Below are 17965 nucleotides of genomic sequence, written 5' to 3'. Positions count from 1 at the left end.
CATCATTCAAAGTTTACTCAGAGGCAGATAAAAATGAAAAGAATAAAGTCCCTGCTATTGCTCATGCTTACCAGCTTGCCGACCCTGGCCGCCAGCCCGGAACACGAGGCGGTGTTAAAACAATTGCACTTGCCACCGGGGTTCAATATCCGGATTTTCGCCGACAATCTGCCCAACGCCCGGCAAATGGCATTGGGCGACAAGGGCGTGGTCTACGTCGGTTCCCGCCAAGGCAACGTCTATGCCGTGCAAGACAAGGACGGCGACGGCGTAGCCGACCAGCGCTTCGTCATCGCCGAACAGCTCAACCTGCCGAACGGCGTCGCTTACAAAGACGGCTCGCTGTACGTGGCCGAAATCCAACGCATCATCCGCTTCGACGAAATCGGTATGCGGCTGGCCAATCCGCCGAAACCGGTGACCGTATACGACCAATTTCCGTCCGACCGCCACCACGGCTGGAAATATTTGCGCGTCGGCCCCGATAACAAACTGTACACCGCGGTCGGTGCGCCTTGTAACGTCTGCGATCCGGAGCAACCGATCTACGGTTCCTTGTTGCGGATGAACCGCGACGGCAGCGGTCTGGAAATATTGGCGCGCGGTATCCGCAATACGGTCGGTTTTGATTGGGAAACCCGGACCGGCCATTTGTTTTTCAACGACAACGGTCGCGATCACCTGGGCGACGACCTGCCGCCGGACGAGCTGAACGAATGGACCCCGACCAACCAACACTTCGGTTTTCCCTACTGCCATGGCGGCAATGTTGCCGACCCGGAATTCGGCGCCGGCAAACAATGCTACAAATTTGCGGCGCCGGCCTGGCGCTACAAGGCTCACATCGCGCCGCTGGGCATGCGCTTCTATACCGGCAAGCAATTCCCCGACGTCTATTTCCGGCAACTGATCGTGGCGCAACACGGCTCGTGGAACCGCAGCCAACCACAGGGCTACCAAGTCGACATCGTCAAATTCCGCGAGGGCCAGCCCTACAACGAACAGCCCTTCATCAGCGGCTGGCTGACGCCGAAGGGCGAGGTATTAGGTCGGCCCAACGACGTGCTGCAACTGCCGGACGGCAGCTTGCTGATCAGCGACGACAGCCTGGGCGTGATTTACCGGGTGACCTACGGCCGATGAGCGACAAGCGTTTCGAAATACTGGATTGCCGCACCGTCTACCACGGCTTTTTCCGGCTCGAGCAATATACGCTGCGGCACACGCTGTTCAACGGCGGCTGGAGCCAGCCGCTGACGCGGGAATTGTTCCGCCGCGGCAATTGCGTGGCGGTGCTGCTGTACGACCCCGACCGCGACGAAGTCGTCATCATCGAGCAATTCCGGGTCGGCGCGATTTTGCAGCCGCAACGGGCCTGGCTGTTGGAGATCGTGGCCGGTGCCATAGAAGAAGGCGAAACCGCCGAAGACGTCGCTTACCGCGAAGCGCGGGAAGAAGCCGGCTGCGAAATTCTGGACTTGATCGAGATTCAACAATTTTTCACGACACCGGGCGGCGCCTCCGAATGGATCACGCTGTATTGCGGCCGGGTCGACAGCAGCCACGTCGGCGGCATTCACGGCCTGGACGAGGAAGACGAGGACATCCGGGTCAGCGCTATCAAATTCGACGAAGTGTTCGCGATGATGGAACGCCGCGAAATCGAATCCGGCATTCCGATCATCGCCATCCAGTGGCTGTATATCCACCGCGACCGGCTGCGGGCGCGCTGGCTAACCGCCGCTGGGCAGCCGGCGTAATTTGCCGGCCGTGGCCGGTTAACGCGTCTTTAACGAGCCGCTGCGGCCTAACCAGGGATTGGCTTTTTCCTGCAACCACGCCTGGGCGAACGCATCGTGTTTAACGATCATGTCCAAAAACGCGGTTGTGGTGCCGATGACGGCGGCAACGTGTTTATAGCCCTGCTCCCGCCGGACTTCTTCACTGCGGGAACTGCCGAACCAGGAACTGCTGCCGCCCGGCAGTCCGCCCGCGCCACCGCGACGGCGACCGCCTCCAATCGGAGGCTCGCCAGCCATCGCCGCGTCACTGCGCCGGTCCGCCGCTGCGAAACGGCCGCCCGGTTCCGACCCCGCCAGTAGCTTATGCCCACCATCCTGCAACAGTAATAAGTATTTGCCGCCGGCCGGCGCGTATTCCCACAGAGCGGTTCTGACCGGCGCCGAGCTGATCGCATACGGATCGTTGTCTTCGCTACCGGTAACGCTCAACATCGGCAAGGATAACTTTTGAAACCGGCCGCGCACTTGGCCTTCGGCCAAATCCACCGACGGACTCAACACGATGGCCGCAAGCGGCTGCAAATCGCCGCGGTCAGGCATATCGGCTGCGAACGCTTCTCCGGCGGCAGCGGAAACGGTTTGCCCGCCCAAATCGTAACCGGCCAAAACCACTTTGGAAAAATCCGCCGCGGCAAATACCGGCACGTGCATCTCGGCCCGGAGTTTCAGTTGCCGATAAGCCCAATACAAATGCCCGAGCCGGCTCTTTAAACGCTCCGGCGCAAAATATTGATGGCCGACGTAATGCAATTCGCTGCTGCGCGCGGAACGCGATTGCCGCGGCCGTTTTTCGCCGAACCAGGAGTCGCCGCCGGGTTCCCGCGCCGGCGGGCTTTCTGCGTCCAGTTCCTCGACCGGGCCGAAGGCATCTTCGTCCGGCAGGTCGAACTTACGCTCGGCTTCCAATTGTTTCAACGCCTGGGCGATTTCCACCGGCTGTAAGCTGAATACCGCATAACCGGCCTTGACCCAATTTTCCCGCCACAACTTACCGGCCCTTGCGTCTTCGCCGATACTGGGCAGATAAATCACCAGCGGATAACGGCCCGGCATTTTCGGCGCAAGCATTTCCACATCCAGCTCGACGCCGTCGTGCACCCACAGATCGTGCGCCGAATCCAGCTCGAAACTGCCAGCCGGTTGGTAGGCACCGGAGCGAAGCATTTGGTCCAGTTTTGCCGTTTGGTCTTCCATATCCGGCAGCGACGGGCGGGACGAACAGGCACCGAGCATGGTCAGGAGTGCAGTTGCCAAAACCAGGCGAAATTCTGGAGAAAACTTCGAAAAAACGGACATCGGTGTGAAACTCCGGCGCGGGTAACATAAAAAGATCCAAGTCATAGTCTCAAGTATGCCCAAAATAAAGTAAATCGCCGTCTGCCGAATGTAAAAATAAATTAAGCCGCAAACCGCTGCCATTCAGCCGGATCAATGCCGAAATAAACCGCATGAAATGCGCGGCAAATTTCACCGCCGCCCGCATCGTTGTACAATGCGCGTTTTTCAGTACATTATCGGTTTGCGTATGGGCTTCGAACAATTAGCATCGCTGCGGGATCAACTGGCGCAACAGGCCGCCGCCGAAAAAGCGAAAAAGCAAGAGCAGAAAAAGCAACACCAAGCGCCGAGCGCGGACGTCGACCCGGTCGTGCAAACCATCGGCCAGTTGCAGAAACGTTTTCCGGCCATCTTCCCGAAAAGCCCCAATCCGAAAGTCCCGCTCAAAATCGGCATCCACAACGACTTGGTCGAACAGTCCGAACAACTCGGCATCGCCAAGGAAGCCTTGTTAGAAGCGATCAAAACCTGGTGTACCGGCAACCGCTATTGGGCCTGCATGGTCGAAGGCGCGATTCGGGTAGATTTGAACGGTAACGAAGCCGGCCGCGTCACCAAAGACAACGCCACCCAGGCGCAACGGCTGAAGTACCGGTCGCAGAAAAGAAAGCCGAAAAAAGCCGCAGCCAAACCCGCTCAGCCAGCTCCCGCCGCAGAATAAGGCCGACGAGGCGCAGGGATGGAATCTTTCGCCGCACTTCCGCCCGCCAACCCGACGCTGTCGCACCGGCAGCGCCTGCGTTACATTTTGAGCGGCTCCGCCGGCAATCTGGTCGAATATTTCGACTGGGCCATCTACGCCGCCTTCGCCCTGTACTTTGCCCCGCTGTTCTTTCCGGAAGGCGATCAGACTGCGCAATTGCTGAATAACGCGGCAGTATTCGCCGTCGGTTTCGTGTTCCGCCCGCTGGGCGGCTGGCTGCTCGGCAGTCTGGCCGACCGCAAAGGTCGCAAGAGCGCACTGCTGTTATCCGTGAGTCTGATGTGCCTGGGCTCGTTGATCATCGCCTGCGCGCCGGCTTACGCCGAAATCGGCAACTGGGCGCCGGCTCTGCTGCTGTTTGCCCGCATGCTGCAAGGCTTCAGTATCGGCGGCGAATACGGCAGCTCGGCCACCTACCTCAGCGAAATGGCCGGCGCCAAGCACCGCGGTTACTATTCCAGCTTTCAATACGTGACGATCGTGCTCGGCCAATTGTTGGCCCTGGGATTGTTGATGCTGCTGCAACGCTACCTGTTAAGCAGCGAACAACTGCACGCCTGGGGCTGGCGGATTCCGTTCGTCGTCGGCGGCACCCTGGCCGTGCTCGCACTCTGGCTGCGCGGCAACATGGCCGAAACTAGCGCCTTTGCCAATTCCCGCCAGCATCCCGGCCGCCGGGCCGCATTACGGGAACTGGCGCGCCACCCGCGCGCGGTCTTCACCGTCGTCACCCTGACGGCCGGCGGCACCGTGTCCTACTACACCTTTACCGTCTACATGCAAAAATTCCTGGTCAACACCAGCGGCTTCAGCAAAGACGACGCCACGTTGATCTGCAGCCTGGGCCTGTTGGGATTCATGGCGCTCCAACCGATCTTCGGCCTGATTTCCGATTACGTGGGCCGCCGCACGCTGCTGATCGGTTTCGGCATCGGCGCCACGGTATGCACCGCACCGCTACTGTCGTTGCTGGCGCAGGCGCGCAGCGTCGAAACCGCATTGGCCTGGTACCTGTGCGCGTTACTGATTACCTCCGGCTACTCGTCGGTCAACGCCATCGTCAAAGCCGAATTGTTTCCGGTCCACATTCGCGCCCTCGGCGTCGGTTTTCCGTACGCGCTGACCGTAGCCCTGTTCGGCGGCAGCACCGAATATCTGGCCTTATGGCTGAAAAGCCAGGGCCACCCGGATTGGTTCGGTTATTACGTCAGCGGCTGCGCCGCACTGGCATTGTGCGTTGCCGTAACCATGAAAGAGCCGCTGCGCGACTCGGCACTGGACCGCGATGAACCTGCCGCTTAAATGTATCCGCCGCCGATTCCGCCGCAGCGTTTACCTGGCGGCGGCTTTACTTGGTTTATTGTTTGATTCCGGTTGCGCCAGCCTGAGCCGGGAAGACTGCCTGCGCGGCGACTGGTTCGGCGTCGGCATACGCGACGGTCTCGGCGGCGAGCCCGGCGCTCGGCTGGCCGACCACGCCGACGCCTGCCGCGAACACGGCATCGTCGTCGACCAGGCAGCTTATTTCGCCGGCCGCGACCAAGGCCTGCGCGATTATTGCCGGCTGGACAACGCGTTCACCGAAGGCCTCAACGGCCGCGGCTACCAACACGTCTGTCCACCGGCCATCGACAGCCAATTTGCCCGTTACAACGCCGCGGCCTATGCCGTTTACGAAGACCGCAACGAACTGGACCAGCTGCAAAGCGACTTGTCCGACAAGGAAAGCCGTTTGCGCGACAGCAAATTGACCGACAAAGAGCGCGACCGACTGCGCAGCGAACTGCGGGACCTGGACCGCCACTACGATCACCACCGCCAAGACCTTTACTTCCACGAACGGCAACTCGACGACATGCGCCGGGAGCTTTCCGGCTATCGTTGACGCCGTGCGCTAGCGGGTTGCAACGCGGCGGGATTAATCGGGCTATTGGGTTAACTATTTTGCTTGCCGGCAAGCCCCGTTGCGGTCAATCCTGCGAAGTGGTTGAATGGCGCCGACATAGCTATTACCGAACATCGTTTCTAATCGACGACGATATCCAGATAGGAAACTCCAATGTTAACCGACCCGTTATCGTGCGAATGAACGTCAGCTTGGTGATATACGGAAACCAATTAATTACTAGTTAGCCATCACAATGAAACCCGAGAGTTCAGCCACTTTCATATCGGTCCTTGGCGTCATACTGACTGCGGCTAGTGTCATCGCCAGCGTCGCTCAGTATCGAGCCGCAGATTTGCAGGCGAAGGCGGCTGTCGTAGCGCTGATGCCGCAAATTGAGGTGAGGGCATTGCTTGAAAAAGTTGATAGCGACAAATACACCGACAGGCATATTGAAATTACATCCGACGGTGGCCCCATATACAACTTCAAGCTATCTCGTCTTAGCTGGATTGAGTTCAGGGTTAGGGATTCTATTGCCTACCATCAACCATTCACTGGCTACTACTTTTCCGAGTACCCCACTGGCCATACAAAGGGGGCACTAACAACGCTGAAAGGGTATCGCAACAACGAAGAGTTTTTTCAATTCCTGCACTGGGCCAAACCAGCACTTGGAGGCGACGTTGAGATTCTTGAGCCCGTCACGCTCTTACGCATGAGCTACATCGACGCTCTAAAGCAGGAAAATATGTATTACGTACTCGTCTCTGGGGGCAATGAGACTCACTTGGCCGAAGATGTTGGGGCAAAGCTCTGGGATACTCGATCAAAAATGGATGAATCTACGCAGCCAGTCGATATCTCAGCACTCAAAGCCGAGTCAAACATCACCGAACTGGTTCAACTCTGGAAAAGAAAAGTCGCTGAGGCTAAAAAGTGATGGCTAACTGGTCGTTCAACGCGGACGCAACACAGGCCATGTCTGCGGCATTCTCATGGCCTATGTCGGTACCCTCCGCGCTCCGGCGCAGGTTAAACTAGATCGTTACTTGCCATGACACATGAAGTCCATATTTTTTTGGCGAAAGCCACTGCGTCAGATGTAGAAGGCTTTCCCACCGGCCAGCGTCACGCAATGCATATCTACCTGCGGCAGTCGCTTGGCTCGGCTCACGACTGGGAGACGGCGCAACACGTAGCGATAAATTGCGGGTGGTCGCAATTTGAAATATTAAAAGCGGGAACTTTGCCCTCTTATACAGCGGAGCGGAAGGAATAGCCTGAACGTTCCTGCTATTTGTCCGCACTTGAAATAGGTGATGCCATCTTGGTCTATAACACACCGGAGAAAGCATGATCACACATAACACGTCGCTCTCCCGACCAAAAAAAAGCTATGCGGTTTCAGTCTGTGAGCTGGGCGTTGATCATCATATTAAGGATCGAGTATGAGCCTTCTTCATGAAATCCAAGCTGCCGTACTCCAAGAGGGGGCTGACCTTGGGCCAATACTTCTCAGACTTCGGCTCCTGGCAGCTCGGATCGGAAGTCAGCCCCTTGCAGAGTGGGTGCGTCACGAATCGGAAGGGTACCCGCGCGACGCGGAACTCCCAGACTATCGATTTATTCCCGTCAGCTACACAGCCAACTTTTCCGGCCCGTTTGGGTACGGCATCAAGAACGCGCCTATTTCACCGTACTTGGTGAAGAAGTTCGCAGGGGAGCATTGGGTACGCCACGAAATGCGGGAGAGCATCGCAGCAGTGGACGACTTGCTGACCAACGCCGAATACGGCGGCCATTTAGGAATAAATGCCGCCGACCTTATCCTTATGCTTCAAGGCAAGGTCTATCCAGACTACGCTTGCAATTCGGTCACTGGAAGCATTCCGCGCTCATCGCTTGCCTCTATTCGGCACGCAGTGCGCAGCCGGGTACTCGAACTTACCCTTGAACTAGAGAAGTCTGTGCCAGATGCGGCCGCTGTAGCCATAGGTCCTGCTGCTTTGCCATCTGCGCCTAGCGCGGCCGCAGCAACGCAAATTGCCCAGCAAATAATCTACGGCAACTTCACATCAATCGCGGCCACCGGCGAACGGGCAACGATTCAGGTTGCAGTGACCCCGCATGACGCAAAAAGCTTGACGCAGTTTTTGACTGGTTCTGGCATGGTGGAAGAGGACGCCCAAGAGCTAGCGCGTCTCGCTGCTTCAGAAAAGCCTGAGAGCAACGAAGAGCCCATGGGTCCTCAAGTGCGCAACTGGCTCGTTGAGAATCTCAAGAAGGCTGCCTCCGGCACTTGGAAAATGGGAGTTGCAGTCGCCACGGATGTGATCAAAGAAGCGTTACTCAAGTACTACGGATTCAAGTAGCCAAGTCCACAGAAAAATGACGCCCACCCCATCCATCAAGACGGACGCAGCGCGATAAAGCCACGCAGCTCCGGTTATTTCAACCGTTAGCGATCAGTTCTTACGGTACGCTATGCGCCCCCCTATCAATACCGAATCCGATACCAAACCATCCCGACCGCCTCGTGGGCCAGCAGGAAAAGGTTGGCCCAGGCCGACGGCGACGGTAGCCAGTCCGCGAAACGCGGGTCGCCGCTGCGGCCGATGAAGGCGGTCGGCGCGGGCAAGACGTTAAAGCCGGCTTGGCGAAACGCCATCAACGCCCGCGGCATGTGGTAGGCCTGCGTCACCAGCACGATGTCGTTTATGCCGTATTGGCGTAGCAAGTCCCGGCTGAAGCGGGCGTTTTCGGCGGTGTTGCGGCTGTCCCGCTCCTGCCAGGCCACCGGGGTTTTGAATTCCTGGTCCAATATCGCCGCCATCAGGTCGGCTTCGGCCACATCGTCCGCCGCCAGCGCGCCGCCGCCGGAGACCAATACCGGCAAGCCCAGTTCCCAGGCCAATTTGGCGGCATAGCGCAGGCGCAGCAGATTGCGCGGATGTAAGGTGATTTGGCCGGGATATTCCGGCGTGTCGAACTGCAGGCCGCCGCCGATAACGACCAGCGCGCCGGGTTTGAAGGTTGCGGCCGCTGCGGCCGGCAACGGCGGCACCCGCTCCCACCACTGCGCCAAGCGGTTGACGACGATGGGCAGACTCAGCAACCACAGCAAAACCAAACTCGTCAGCGCCATGCTCCGCCCCCATTTGCGTTTGCCGGCCAGGACCCCGACCAGCGCCAAAACCAGCAGTAAAACCGGCGGCAACAACAGCGACTGCAGCGCGTAAACCAGCATGGCGGCTATCCTAGCCTAGGCCGGTTGCGCCGGGTTAAACCGCAAACCGCCGGGCAAAGCTGCCTAGCCGGCCAAGCCGGAAATGCCGACCGCTGCCCGCAATTGCTGAATGAACGGCCGGCTGATGGCGCGGGCTTTTTCGGCGCCTTCCTGCAATTGCTGTTCGATATGTTCCGGCGCCGCTATTAAGGCTTCGTAACGCTCGCGGGCCGGGGCGATTTCGTCGTTGATTTTCTCGAACAACACCTGCTTCATCTCGCCCCAGCCGATGCCTTCGGCATAGCGCTGACGAATCGCGTCGACTTCGTGGTGGTTGGCAAAGGCCTGGTAAATACCGAACAGCGTGCAGCCTTCCGGATCTTTCGGTTCGCCCGGTTCCAGCGAGTTGGTTTTGATCTTGTTGATCAATTTGCGCAGTTTCTTTTCCGGCTCGAACAACGGAATCGTATTGTTGTAGCTCTTGCTCATTTTGCGGCCGTCCAGGCCCAGCAAGGTCGCGGCGTTTTCTTCCAGCACCGCTTCCGGCAACGCGAAATGTTCGCCGTAGATATGGTTGAAGCGGGCGGCGATGTCGCGGGCCATTTCGATATGCTGGATTTGGTCCTTGCCGACCGGCACCTTGTTGGCATTGAACATCAAAATATCGGCGGCCATCAGAATCGGATAGCTGAACAGGCCCATCGTGATGCCCTTGTCCGGATCGGCGCCTTCAGCTTCCTCGTTCTCGGCCACGGCGGCTTTGTACGCATGAGCCCGGTTCATCAAGCCCTTGGCGGTAACGCAGGTCAGCATCCAGGTCAGCTCCAGAATCTCCGGCACGTCGGACTGGCGGTAGAACACGGCGTTCGAGGTATCCAGCCCCAGCGCCAGCCAAGTCGCGGCGATTTCCAGGCTCGATTGCTTGACCCGGGCCGGCTCGTTGCATTTGATCAGCGCATGGTAATCGGCCAGGAAATAAAACGGCCGGACCTGTTCGTCTTTGCTGGCCTTGATCGCCGGCCGGATGGCCCCGGCGTAATTGCCCAAATGCGGCGTGCCGGTGGTGGTGATGCCGGTAAGAACGATGGATTTAGTCATGCTGCTGCCTGCGCTATCGAAATGAAAAAGTGGCGCGATTTTACACAAATCGCCGGGGATAGTCAGGCTCGGCGCCTGCGGCCGGGCAGGCGCGGCCGCGGTTGGTCAGATCCGGTCGGCCAGCAGCCGAATCGGATGCATCAGTTTGCGGTCGGTTTCGCCGCGCTCGGCGTTCAGAAAAAACGCGCAACCGAAATTGGTGCTGACGGCGATATCGGCGCCGCAACCGGCGATGGCCTGGCGCTTCAGCGTTTTTAACTGCCCGGCATTTTCCGGATGGCTCAACATATAACTGCCGCCGGCACCGCAGCAGGTGTGGTTGTCCGGCAAGGCTTCGATATTCACGCCGGGGATTTTCGCCAACAAGGCATAAACCGCCTTGGCGTTTTTCAAGACGTTACGCTGGCTGCACGGTTCGTGCACCGCGATATTCAGGTTGGATGCCGCCGGCTGCAACTGGTCCGGCCAATGTTCCAGCAAAAACTCGTTGATGTCGCGCAAACTGCGGGTGAACCAGCCGGAGGTTTCGCTATCCGCGCCCTGGTATTCGGTTAGCATCGCTCCGCAACCGCTGGCCAGATACACCACCGCCTCGACTTCCAGCTCGTAAAACGTGGCGATATTGTTTTCGATCAATGCCTCAGCCGAGCGGCCGTTATGCTGGTGGATCGCGCCGCAGCAGCCCTGCCCTTCCGGCACCACCACCTCGTAGCCGACCGCATTCAATAATTTGATCGCCGCCCGCAGCGTGGCGCGGTCGAAATGTTCGGCCAGACAACCGGTAAACAAGGCGACGCGGCCGCGTTGGCGGGCACGTTTACTCACAGGAAAAACTCCGGCTAAACCGCCGAGCGCCGGCTCGCAGACTAAGCGCTCGGCGGCCGCCAGATTCAGTTTTTGCAACAGGCCGCTCGCCCGCAACGGCTTTTGCAGGCCCGAACGCAAATATAGGGTAAGCAACGGCAACAAGCTGCGTCGCCAGTTTTTGTGTTCGATCAGACGCAGCGCCAATCCGGCAAGCCAGGACGGCGGCTGCAATTGCGTCAGTTTGTGCCGCGCCAGGTCGAACAGTTCGCCGTATTTCATCCGGCTCGGACACACGGTTTCGCAGGCCCGGCATTGCAGGCAGTTATCCAGATGGGTACGTTCGTCGGCGCTGAGCGCTTCGTCGCGCAACACTTTTTCGATGCTGCGAATCCGCTGGCGCGGGGTTTCGGCGTCGGTTTGGGTCAAACGGTAGGTCGGGCAGCCGGTCACGCACATGCCGCAGCGCATGCAGTCCTGCGCATCCGGAATATACGGGCCGGTGTTGGTCGAAAACGATGCGCCGCTATCCTCGCCGGAATCCAGGCCAAAATCCATGTAATCGAACACGCTAACCCTCCATCATCGTTTCGTAGGCGCGGCGCAGCAACTCCATCTCGGCCGGCGGCCGGCCGCGCAGTTCGGGTAAGGTGCGCATCCGGCAATCCAGGCTTTGCATCAACCGGTGCGGCGGATCGAGCAGTTTAAAGCGGGCGATGTAGACGGTGACGATGCCGCCGGGGGTGTCGACCGACTGCTTGTAGCCGGCTTCGGCCTGCAGCAAATCGGCCTCGAAGCCCATCAGCTTATTGATAGCATTGACCAGCGTTGCCGGGTGCACGGTCAAACCGGCCGCTTCGCCACTGTCCTGGTCCAGCGCGGACGATAGCGCCGGCAGCGGTTGCGGGAAACAGACGCTGCCGTTGGCTTGCTGGGCGAATAACGTCAAAGCGCTGATGTCGCCCTTGTATAACAGCAACAACCGGTGCCGCTCGAAGTGTTCCGGTACAGCCAAGGTCATACGTTATCCGGCGGCATAGTTGTCCCATAACGATTTAAAACTGGTATCCAAGCGCGACAAACGACCGTTCAATTGGTCGAGCAGCGAATACTGCGGAAATCGGGCTTTGTTGCCGGCGTCGTACCATTGCTGCATCGCCGTGGTCAGTTGCGACTTTTCGGCAAAACAATCGGCGATTTGCTGCTTCAGCCAACTGATACTGCGTTGCGGCGCCAGCTCGGCAATCCGGTAGCGCAAGCCGTTATGGAAAATCCTTACCCCGCCGCCCTGAGCCGCGGTGTGGTACAGCGCTTGCGGGTCGACGACTTCGACGCCGGCCAGATAATCGATGCCGAACTCGTGCAATTGCGGCAACCAGGGCACGGTCGGCCCCATCAAAACCGTGGTGGCATGGGAGGCCAGTTCGGTCAGGCGCGGGAAGGTCTTGTTGGTGATGCTGCTGCCGGTCAGAAACACCCAGTCGGCCTGCGGCAACAAAAACTCGCACGCCGAGTCCGGCAGATCGGACGCCGTCGGCTGCCGCTCCAGCACCGTCAGCAACATTTTGTCCTGGTAGCGTTCGATGCCGGGATAGCGGCCGATTACCACCACGTGCTTCCCCTGCAACTGCGGCAGAAAATAATCGAACACCGCCAGATTGGCGTGTTCGCCATGACAATCCAGCGCCACCGATTCCGGCAGCGGCCGGGCGTTGATGCAACTGTTGATCGCCGCCATCGCCACGGTGGCCTTGAACGGGTCCCATTCGGTAATCCAGGCCGCCAGATCGGTGACCGGCTTGCCGACCAAGGTCCCCGACCAGGTCAAGGTGCGCGTGGCGAGGCCGGGGCTCATCGCCAGACCGGCCGTGGCCTTGCCCTGACTTTGGCATATGGTCCAGACCAGGCCGATCATCAAATTGTCCACCACGGCATCGCTGCTGCAATAGTCCAACAGCAATTCGTACAAGCGTTTGGGATTAGCCATAGCGCCTCCTTATTGCGGAGTTTCCAACAATTTTGCTTCGGTTTTGATGTTGTCCTGCCGGCCCCAGGCGTTGATGGCCTCGACGAACCAGAGCTTCTTGGTCGGGTGCGGCTTTACCACGTCGTATTCGGCGTAAAAACTGCCGTCGCCGTGAAACTTGATCTGGCCGATACGCTGTTTGCCGGCGTTATACCAATAACCCACCAAATCCCGGCTTTGGGTGAACGGATCGGTGACCAGACTGAACACCGCGGCGTCGAAATCCGGCAAACTCAGATCGGTCTGCAGCGGAAAACCCAGTTTGACGATGTTCTCGGTCATGCGCTGGCATACCGCCTTACCGAAGCTGCGTTTGGCTTCGACTTGTTGTTGCAATTCTTCGCTCATGCCGCATCCTCCGCCAAGGCCTCGGCCAAATGCATGATTACCGAACCGCCGGAACGGTCCAGCGGGTCCAGTTGCCGCAGCACCGCCAGCACCAGCCGCGCCTCCTCCTCCAGTTGCCGGCGCAGGCGGATGAAGCCCAGCGCTTTCAAACTGTACAGATAAAACAGGCAGACGTCGCTGGCGTACATATCCCACTGCCCGGCTTCGGCCGCCAATTGCCGGTAATCGGCCGGAAACCCGCCTTGGCGCGCCGATTCCGCCAGCGCCGCCAAAGCTTCGCGCTCGGCCTCGGCCAGCCGGCCCTGGTAGAAATAAAATTTGTACAGCGCGAAATAGGTCTGCAGGCAGGCCGGATCGAGCTGTTGCGCCTGCTGGAAGTACTTTTCCGCCAGCGGTTTATCGGCATGGCTGGCCGCCACGGCCATTTGCAGCAGCTTGTTCACCGCCTCGGGCACATCCGGGCTAAATAGCACCCGCTCTTCCAGAAACGCCACTCCGGTCATGGCTTACCAGACCTCGGCCGGCACTTGCAGCGCCTCGACCGGCGCACCGCCCAACAAATGCTGGTCGATGATGGTTTTGACGTCGTCTTTGGTGACTTTGCCGTACATGACGCCTTCCGGATAGACCAGCACGCTCGGGCCGAGCATGCACGGCCCCATGCAACCGGTGTTGGTCAGGCCGATTTTCTCGAACAGATTCCGGGCCTGGATCTGGTTCATGAACTCGTTCATCACCTCGGCGCAACCGCTGGCCGAGCAGGACCCGCGCGGATGGCCTTGCGGACGGGCTTGAGTACAGACGAATACGTGTTTTTCGGGGCGTGGCATGATAGCTTTCCTTTTTTAAGATAGAAAAATTGGTGTCGCTATCGCGACGTGGATTTGAGTGTCGGTTCTCGGACCGACAACCGAGATACTTTTCTTTGCTTGTCCAAAGAAAAGTATCCAAAAGAAACGACACCCGGATTTCGCCCTTATCCTGCGCTTCTCATTTTTTGCAGGGGTTGGCGAAAGGGGCTTCCTGCCCCTTCGCCAACGAGCGGCATCCCTGCCGCTCCCCTTCGGGCGAATCCAGCAAAAAACGGCGATGCTCGGGGTCGAAATACGGGAGTAAAACCATCCCCAATATGAGCGGTTTTCAAAAATATCTACTGGCACTCCGACCAACTACACTGGGACGGAATTTCCCGTATGCAGCGCCGAACAACGAGGCTTTTGTACGGATCAGCCCGCCAGGGTCGCCGCAGGGATGCGGCGCGCAGGATCAAAGCGGCATCCGGGTCGCCTTTTCTTTGGATACTTTCTTTTGGCGACACACAAATTCGTTTGGAACGAATTTGCACAGCCAAAGGCTGGCCCGTTAGGGCGAAAACCACGGATGGTTTTCGTAGCGAAAGTATCGCGGCCGCCGGCCCGCGAACCGGCATTCAATTCAGCCGTCGCGCCAGCGCCATCACCTACGCCGCAGCCTTATGCTGATGCGTAAAACAATCCTTCGGACAAACCTTGGAGCAGGCCTCGCAACCGATGCAGTCGGCGGCGTTTTTCAGGCTCATCACCATACTGTTGTCGTCGTCCTCGAAATCTTCGTAGTCGTCGTCAGCCGCATCGGCCAAGACCTCGTCTTTCTCGACCAGATCGAACACATCGCGCGGGCAGACTTTGAAACAACGGCCGCAGCCGATGCAGGCACGCTGATTGATATCGGTGACGTAGGACGGTGTCCAAACCGTACCGCCGAAGGTCACGCCGGTTACAAATTCGCTCATCGTTCCTCCTAAGCTGAAGTGGCGCTGGCCGCCAAGAATTTCTTGTTGGCGTCGTCCCAGGCCTTGCAGGCATCGTAGGTGGCTTGCGCCACGCTCATCAGTTCGCCGTAGGCATCGGGCAACCGGTCTTCGATCAAGTCGTGCAGTACCGACGCCGCCTCGTTGGCCAGGCGTTTGTTTTTCTTCACTTCTTTTTCCAAGGCTTTAATGTCTTCGTCACTCATAAATCACCTCAAGCTTCGGCCACTTCTTTGTATTGCTCGATCAAGCTGACGGCCTTTTCCAGAATCTTCTCGGTCTTCTCGTTCAATTCTTCCAAACTGCCGAAACCGAAACGGTGCACGTCGCGCAAGACTTTATCGACCGCGATCAATTTGCCGACCAGCACCAGCGCCCGGCCGAAACCTTCGTGGGTGATGTTGATCACCGGCACCGCCATCAAGCCGGTGCGTTTTTCCGCCAGCGAGGCAATCGCGTTGTAGTAGGCCTTGACCCGGGCCAACGTGATTTCGTCCGGATCGCCGACGATCGGGATCTCACGTTTGCGTTCCTTGGTCATGATCAACGGATCGATGATTTTCTCTTCCGACCAGCCTTCGTAGGTATCGTAGGTATCCATCGCCCGAAGCTGCTTCAGCATTTCGACGACGATGTCGGAAGTCATCAAGGGATCGCCGGCTTCGACGACAAGTGCGGGTTGGGACATGGTGGTTCTCCTATATTTAAGTATCAAATCTTTCAACGGCTTCTACTATCGCCACGCCGTTCCCCGTATGCCGCGCCGAGCATCCGTGGCGTTTATCGAGATCAGCCCGAAGGGGCGCCGCAAGGATGCGGCGCGGCGGCGGAGGGGCTGGGAAGCCCCTTCTGCCGACCCTCGATAAACGTCGCGGAGCGCAGGAAAAAAGCGGCGTCCGGGTGTCTTTTCTTTTGGATACTTTTCTTTGGACAAGCAAAGAAAAGTATCTCGGCTGTCGGGCCGAGACCCGACTTCTAACTCATCCGTCGCGATAGCGACACAAAACCTGTTTTCGGGGAGGGCACAAAACCCGTGCCCACGCTAAACATCAGCACTATTCATCCCACCCCTCATCCTCCATCGCACTGAACCGATCCGGACTCGGTCCTTTATGCTGGTTGATGGCCTTGGCTAGCCAAGTCGATGGGCCGGCTTTCATTTCTTGTTGCAAGTCGCCGATCAAATCCTTGATGGTGGCGCCTTCCTGAACCTTGATCGGTTGGATGCCCTGGGCCACGATCTGCTTGATCGCCGAGGCGCCGATGGCCTGGCAATAGACCGCCGCGCAACCCTCCAGCAATTGAATCTTCACCGACAATTTGTCTTCGTTACCATCCTGCGCCAGTTCGCCGAACTGGGCCGCTTCCAGCATTTCCGACTGCTCCGGGTCCACGGCATAGACCGCAAACGATCTGGCGGAACCGAAATGCTGGTTGACGTGAACCATGTCGGTGGTGGCGAAAGCGACTTTAATGGCGGTTTCCATAGGCATCCTCTGGTCTGGGGCATGCAATACCTGCATGCGGCGTGCTAATGACATGACGGCGAGCAGGCTTGGCGTTCGTTTTCCGGCTTCTGCGCGTACGGCGAGTAGTACGGTTCGATGTCCTCGTGGGCGAAATTAATCACCAGATTGGCCAGATCGAACAGGGTTTGGCGAGAGCCGCGGTAGCCGATCCAGGTTTTCTGGTAGCCGCCGATGATGTCGTACAACGGAAAGCCGACCCGCAGAATCGGAATACCCAAGCGCTCGGCACTAGCGACCGCGTGCGAGTTACCGATCAACAATTGCGCCTTGCCGGCGCGGGCCAGGTTCTCCAAATCTTCGAGGTCGCCGATCTTAACGCTGGCAACCGGCGTGGTCGCCAGCACCGGCGCGTTGCCGGCCGCGACCGCCGCAACCACTTCGGCGCCCATGCCGGTGACCAGATGCGCCAACGCGTTCAGTTGATCCGGATCGCCGGCAATCGCCACCCGCAATTGGCCGAGCATGAAATGGGTATCCAGCATTGCATCCTGTAACTGCGCCCGCTGCCGTTCGACCTTGCCCGGTACCGGCATTTCGCTGATGTCGGCCAACGCGCAAATCAAGGCATCGTTGGCTTGCAGCCCGTAGAGATGGTCGAAGAAATGGCTGGGAACGCCGGTTTTTTCCTGCAACAGTTCGCCGGCTTTGCGCAGCGACGCACCGATCACCAGCGTGGCGCGGGCCTCGCCCAGCGTTTTCAATTCCGACACCGGGGTACCGCCTATCGTCACCGGCGAAAAATCGTCGTCGGTCAAACTGCCGTCCAGCGAATCGGAAATATCCGGCACCAAAACCGGCCGTAAATTGAATTGCTCGATCAGGTCGCGCAAAGCTTCCAAATCGCCCGGCGTCAGCATCGGGCTGACCAGGACGTTAACTTGGCGCTGCCGAGTTCCGGGCTTGGTGCCGGCCTGCTCGGCATCCGGCACCAAGCTGCGCACGATTTCGGTTAGCGTCGCCGCATAGCCGGTTTCGACGCAGCCGGTAAAATCCGGCGTGTTGACCACCACGACCGCGACATGGTCGTATTCTGGATATTTGGCGCGAAATTCGCGCAGGTTACGCTGCACATCGCAACCCTGGGTTTCGGCCAAACCGGTGGTCAGTACCGCAATCAAAGCCGGGTTGGATTTTTCGGCGATGACCCGGATGCCTTCGATCACGTTCTCGTCGGCGCCCAGCACCGAACTGGCCTGGTCCATCGCTGTGGTTTGCAACGGAATCGGTTCGCGGAAATGGCGGACGAAAAACACTTTGGCAAACGCGGTGCAGCCTTGCGAGCCGTGCAGCATCGGGATGGCCCGGTCGAAACCCAGGCAAGCCAAGGAGCCGCCGGTGGGTTGGCTGGCTTTCAGCGGACTGACCGACAGGGCTTTGTTGCGTTTTAAAATTTCGGCCATAGCGAAATACCCCG

21 protein-coding genes are annotated in these 17965 nt (G+C 58.6%); 7 read left to right on the top strand and 14 right to left on the bottom strand.

From position 1 onward, the window contains the following. Positions 1-33 precede the first annotated feature (33 nt). Positions 34-1143 (top strand): PQQ-dependent sugar dehydrogenase, encoded by a 1110-nt coding sequence (locus tag C2U68_RS06860; RefSeq protein WP_140911767.1) that lies wholly within the window; start codon positions 34-36, stop codon positions 1141-1143. Then, positions 1140-1760 (top strand): NUDIX domain-containing protein, encoded by a 621-nt coding sequence (locus C2U68_RS06855; RefSeq protein ID WP_140911766.1) that lies wholly within the window; start codon positions 1140-1142, stop codon positions 1758-1760. Before C2U68_RS06860 ends, C2U68_RS06855 begins: the two co-directional genes overlap by 4 nt. A gap of 18 nt (positions 1761-1778) precedes the next feature. On the opposite strand, the gene C2U68_RS06850 is transcribed toward C2U68_RS06855, so the two are convergent. Then, a complete protein-coding gene (locus C2U68_RS06850; protein ID WP_140911765.1) occupies positions 1779-3098 on the bottom strand; it encodes a hypothetical protein in 1320 nt (439 codons plus the stop codon). A gap of 196 nt (positions 3099-3294) precedes the next feature. Between C2U68_RS06850 and C2U68_RS06845 the strand changes: the two genes are divergently transcribed. From C2U68_RS06845 to C2U68_RS06825, 5 genes are all read left to right on the top strand, one after another. Next, positions 3295-3801: a ProQ/FinO family protein gene (locus C2U68_RS06845; RefSeq protein ID WP_260839245.1), complete on the top strand. Its 507-nt coding sequence runs from the start codon at positions 3295-3297 to the stop codon at positions 3799-3801. A gap of 18 nt (positions 3802-3819) precedes the next feature. Then, on the top strand, positions 3820-5145 hold the full coding sequence (locus C2U68_RS06840) for an MFS transporter (RefSeq protein WP_186289518.1): 1326 nt from the start codon (positions 3820-3822) through the stop codon (positions 5143-5145). After that, positions 5129-5728 carry a DUF2799 domain-containing protein gene (locus C2U68_RS06835; RefSeq protein ID WP_140911764.1) on the top strand — a complete coding sequence of 200 codons (600 nt, stop codon included), beginning with the start codon at positions 5129-5131 and terminating at the stop codon, positions 5726-5728. Before C2U68_RS06840 ends, C2U68_RS06835 begins: the two co-directional genes overlap by 17 nt. Positions 5729-5984: 256 nt before the next feature. Continuing rightward, complete coding sequence (locus C2U68_RS06830) at positions 5985-6671, top strand: hypothetical protein (RefSeq protein ID WP_140911763.1); 687 nt, start codon at positions 5985-5987, stop codon at positions 6669-6671. 508 nt (positions 6672-7179) lie between these two features. Then, positions 7180-8103 (top strand): hypothetical protein, encoded by a 924-nt coding sequence (locus C2U68_RS06825; RefSeq protein WP_186289517.1) that lies wholly within the window; start codon positions 7180-7182, stop codon positions 8101-8103. 125 nt (positions 8104-8228) lie between these two features. Here the strand turns inward: C2U68_RS06825 and C2U68_RS06820 are convergent, their stop codons facing one another. The 13 genes from C2U68_RS06820 to nifN all read right to left on the bottom strand — a co-directional run bounded on the left by C2U68_RS06820 (position 8229) and on the right by nifN (position 17951). Continuing rightward, the gene (locus C2U68_RS06820) at positions 8229-8978 is read right to left on the bottom strand and encodes a YdcF family protein (protein ID WP_140911761.1); all 750 of its coding nucleotides are present in this window, start codon (positions 8976-8978) and stop codon (positions 8229-8231) included. A 63-nt stretch (positions 8979-9041) separates the two neighbouring features. Continuing rightward, positions 9042-10055: a tryptophan--tRNA ligase gene (locus C2U68_RS06815; protein WP_140911760.1), complete on the bottom strand. Its 1014-nt coding sequence runs from the start codon at positions 10053-10055 to the stop codon at positions 9042-9044. Between the two features lie 105 nt (positions 10056-10160). Next, positions 10161-11429, bottom strand: coding sequence for a (Fe-S)-binding protein (locus tag C2U68_RS06810; protein ID WP_140911759.1), 1269 nt, complete (start codon positions 11427-11429; stop codon positions 10161-10163). Position 11430: 1 nt separating this feature from the next. After that, positions 11431-11880 (bottom strand): hypothetical protein, encoded by a 450-nt coding sequence (locus C2U68_RS06805; protein WP_140911758.1) that lies wholly within the window; start codon positions 11878-11880, stop codon positions 11431-11433. A gap of 3 nt (positions 11881-11883) precedes the next feature. Continuing rightward, positions 11884-12846 (bottom strand): DUF364 domain-containing protein, encoded by a 963-nt coding sequence (locus C2U68_RS06800; protein WP_140911757.1) that lies wholly within the window; start codon positions 12844-12846, stop codon positions 11884-11886. 9 nt (positions 12847-12855) lie between these two features. Beyond that, positions 12856-13233, bottom strand: coding sequence for a hypothetical protein (locus tag C2U68_RS06795; RefSeq protein ID WP_140911756.1), 378 nt, complete (start codon positions 13231-13233; stop codon positions 12856-12858). Beyond that, positions 13230-13736 (bottom strand): hypothetical protein, encoded by a 507-nt coding sequence (locus C2U68_RS06790; protein WP_140911755.1) that lies wholly within the window; start codon positions 13734-13736, stop codon positions 13230-13232. Before C2U68_RS06790 ends, C2U68_RS06795 begins: the two co-directional genes overlap by 4 nt. A gap of 3 nt (positions 13737-13739) precedes the next feature. Further along, positions 13740-14063 (bottom strand): (2Fe-2S) ferredoxin domain-containing protein, encoded by a 324-nt coding sequence (locus C2U68_RS06785; RefSeq protein ID WP_140911754.1) that lies wholly within the window; start codon positions 14061-14063, stop codon positions 13740-13742. Between the two features lie 629 nt (positions 14064-14692). Further along, positions 14693-15004, bottom strand: coding sequence for a ferredoxin III, nif-specific (gene fdxB / locus C2U68_RS06775; RefSeq protein ID WP_140911753.1), 312 nt, complete (start codon positions 15002-15004; stop codon positions 14693-14695). Positions 15005-15012: 8 nt separating this feature from the next. Beyond that, the gene (locus C2U68_RS06770; protein ID WP_140911752.1) at positions 15013-15228 is read right to left on the bottom strand and encodes a CCE_0567 family metalloprotein; all 216 of its coding nucleotides are present in this window, start codon (positions 15226-15228) and stop codon (positions 15013-15015) included. A gap of 8 nt (positions 15229-15236) precedes the next feature. Next, complete coding sequence (locus tag C2U68_RS06765; protein WP_140911751.1) at positions 15237-15710, bottom strand: NifX-associated nitrogen fixation protein; 474 nt, start codon at positions 15708-15710, stop codon at positions 15237-15239. A 367-nt stretch (positions 15711-16077) separates the two neighbouring features. After that, positions 16078-16509, bottom strand: a complete 432-nt coding sequence (nifX, locus tag C2U68_RS06755) for a nitrogen fixation protein NifX (protein ID WP_140911749.1) — start codon at positions 16507-16509, stop codon at positions 16078-16080. Between the two features lie 44 nt (positions 16510-16553). Then, complete coding sequence (gene nifN / locus C2U68_RS06750) at positions 16554-17951, bottom strand: nitrogenase iron-molybdenum cofactor biosynthesis protein NifN (protein WP_140911748.1); 1398 nt, start codon at positions 17949-17951, stop codon at positions 16554-16556. Positions 17952-17965: the final 14 nt, after the last annotated feature.

This window comes from Methylomonas koyamae, from assembly GCF_006483455.1.
GTDB classification, from domain to species: domain Bacteria; phylum Pseudomonadota; class Gammaproteobacteria; order Methylococcales; family Methylomonadaceae; genus Methylomonas; species Methylomonas koyamae_B.
The sequence above is the reverse complement of the archived record's forward strand: the minus strand, read 5'-3'. Positions and strand labels throughout refer to the sequence as shown.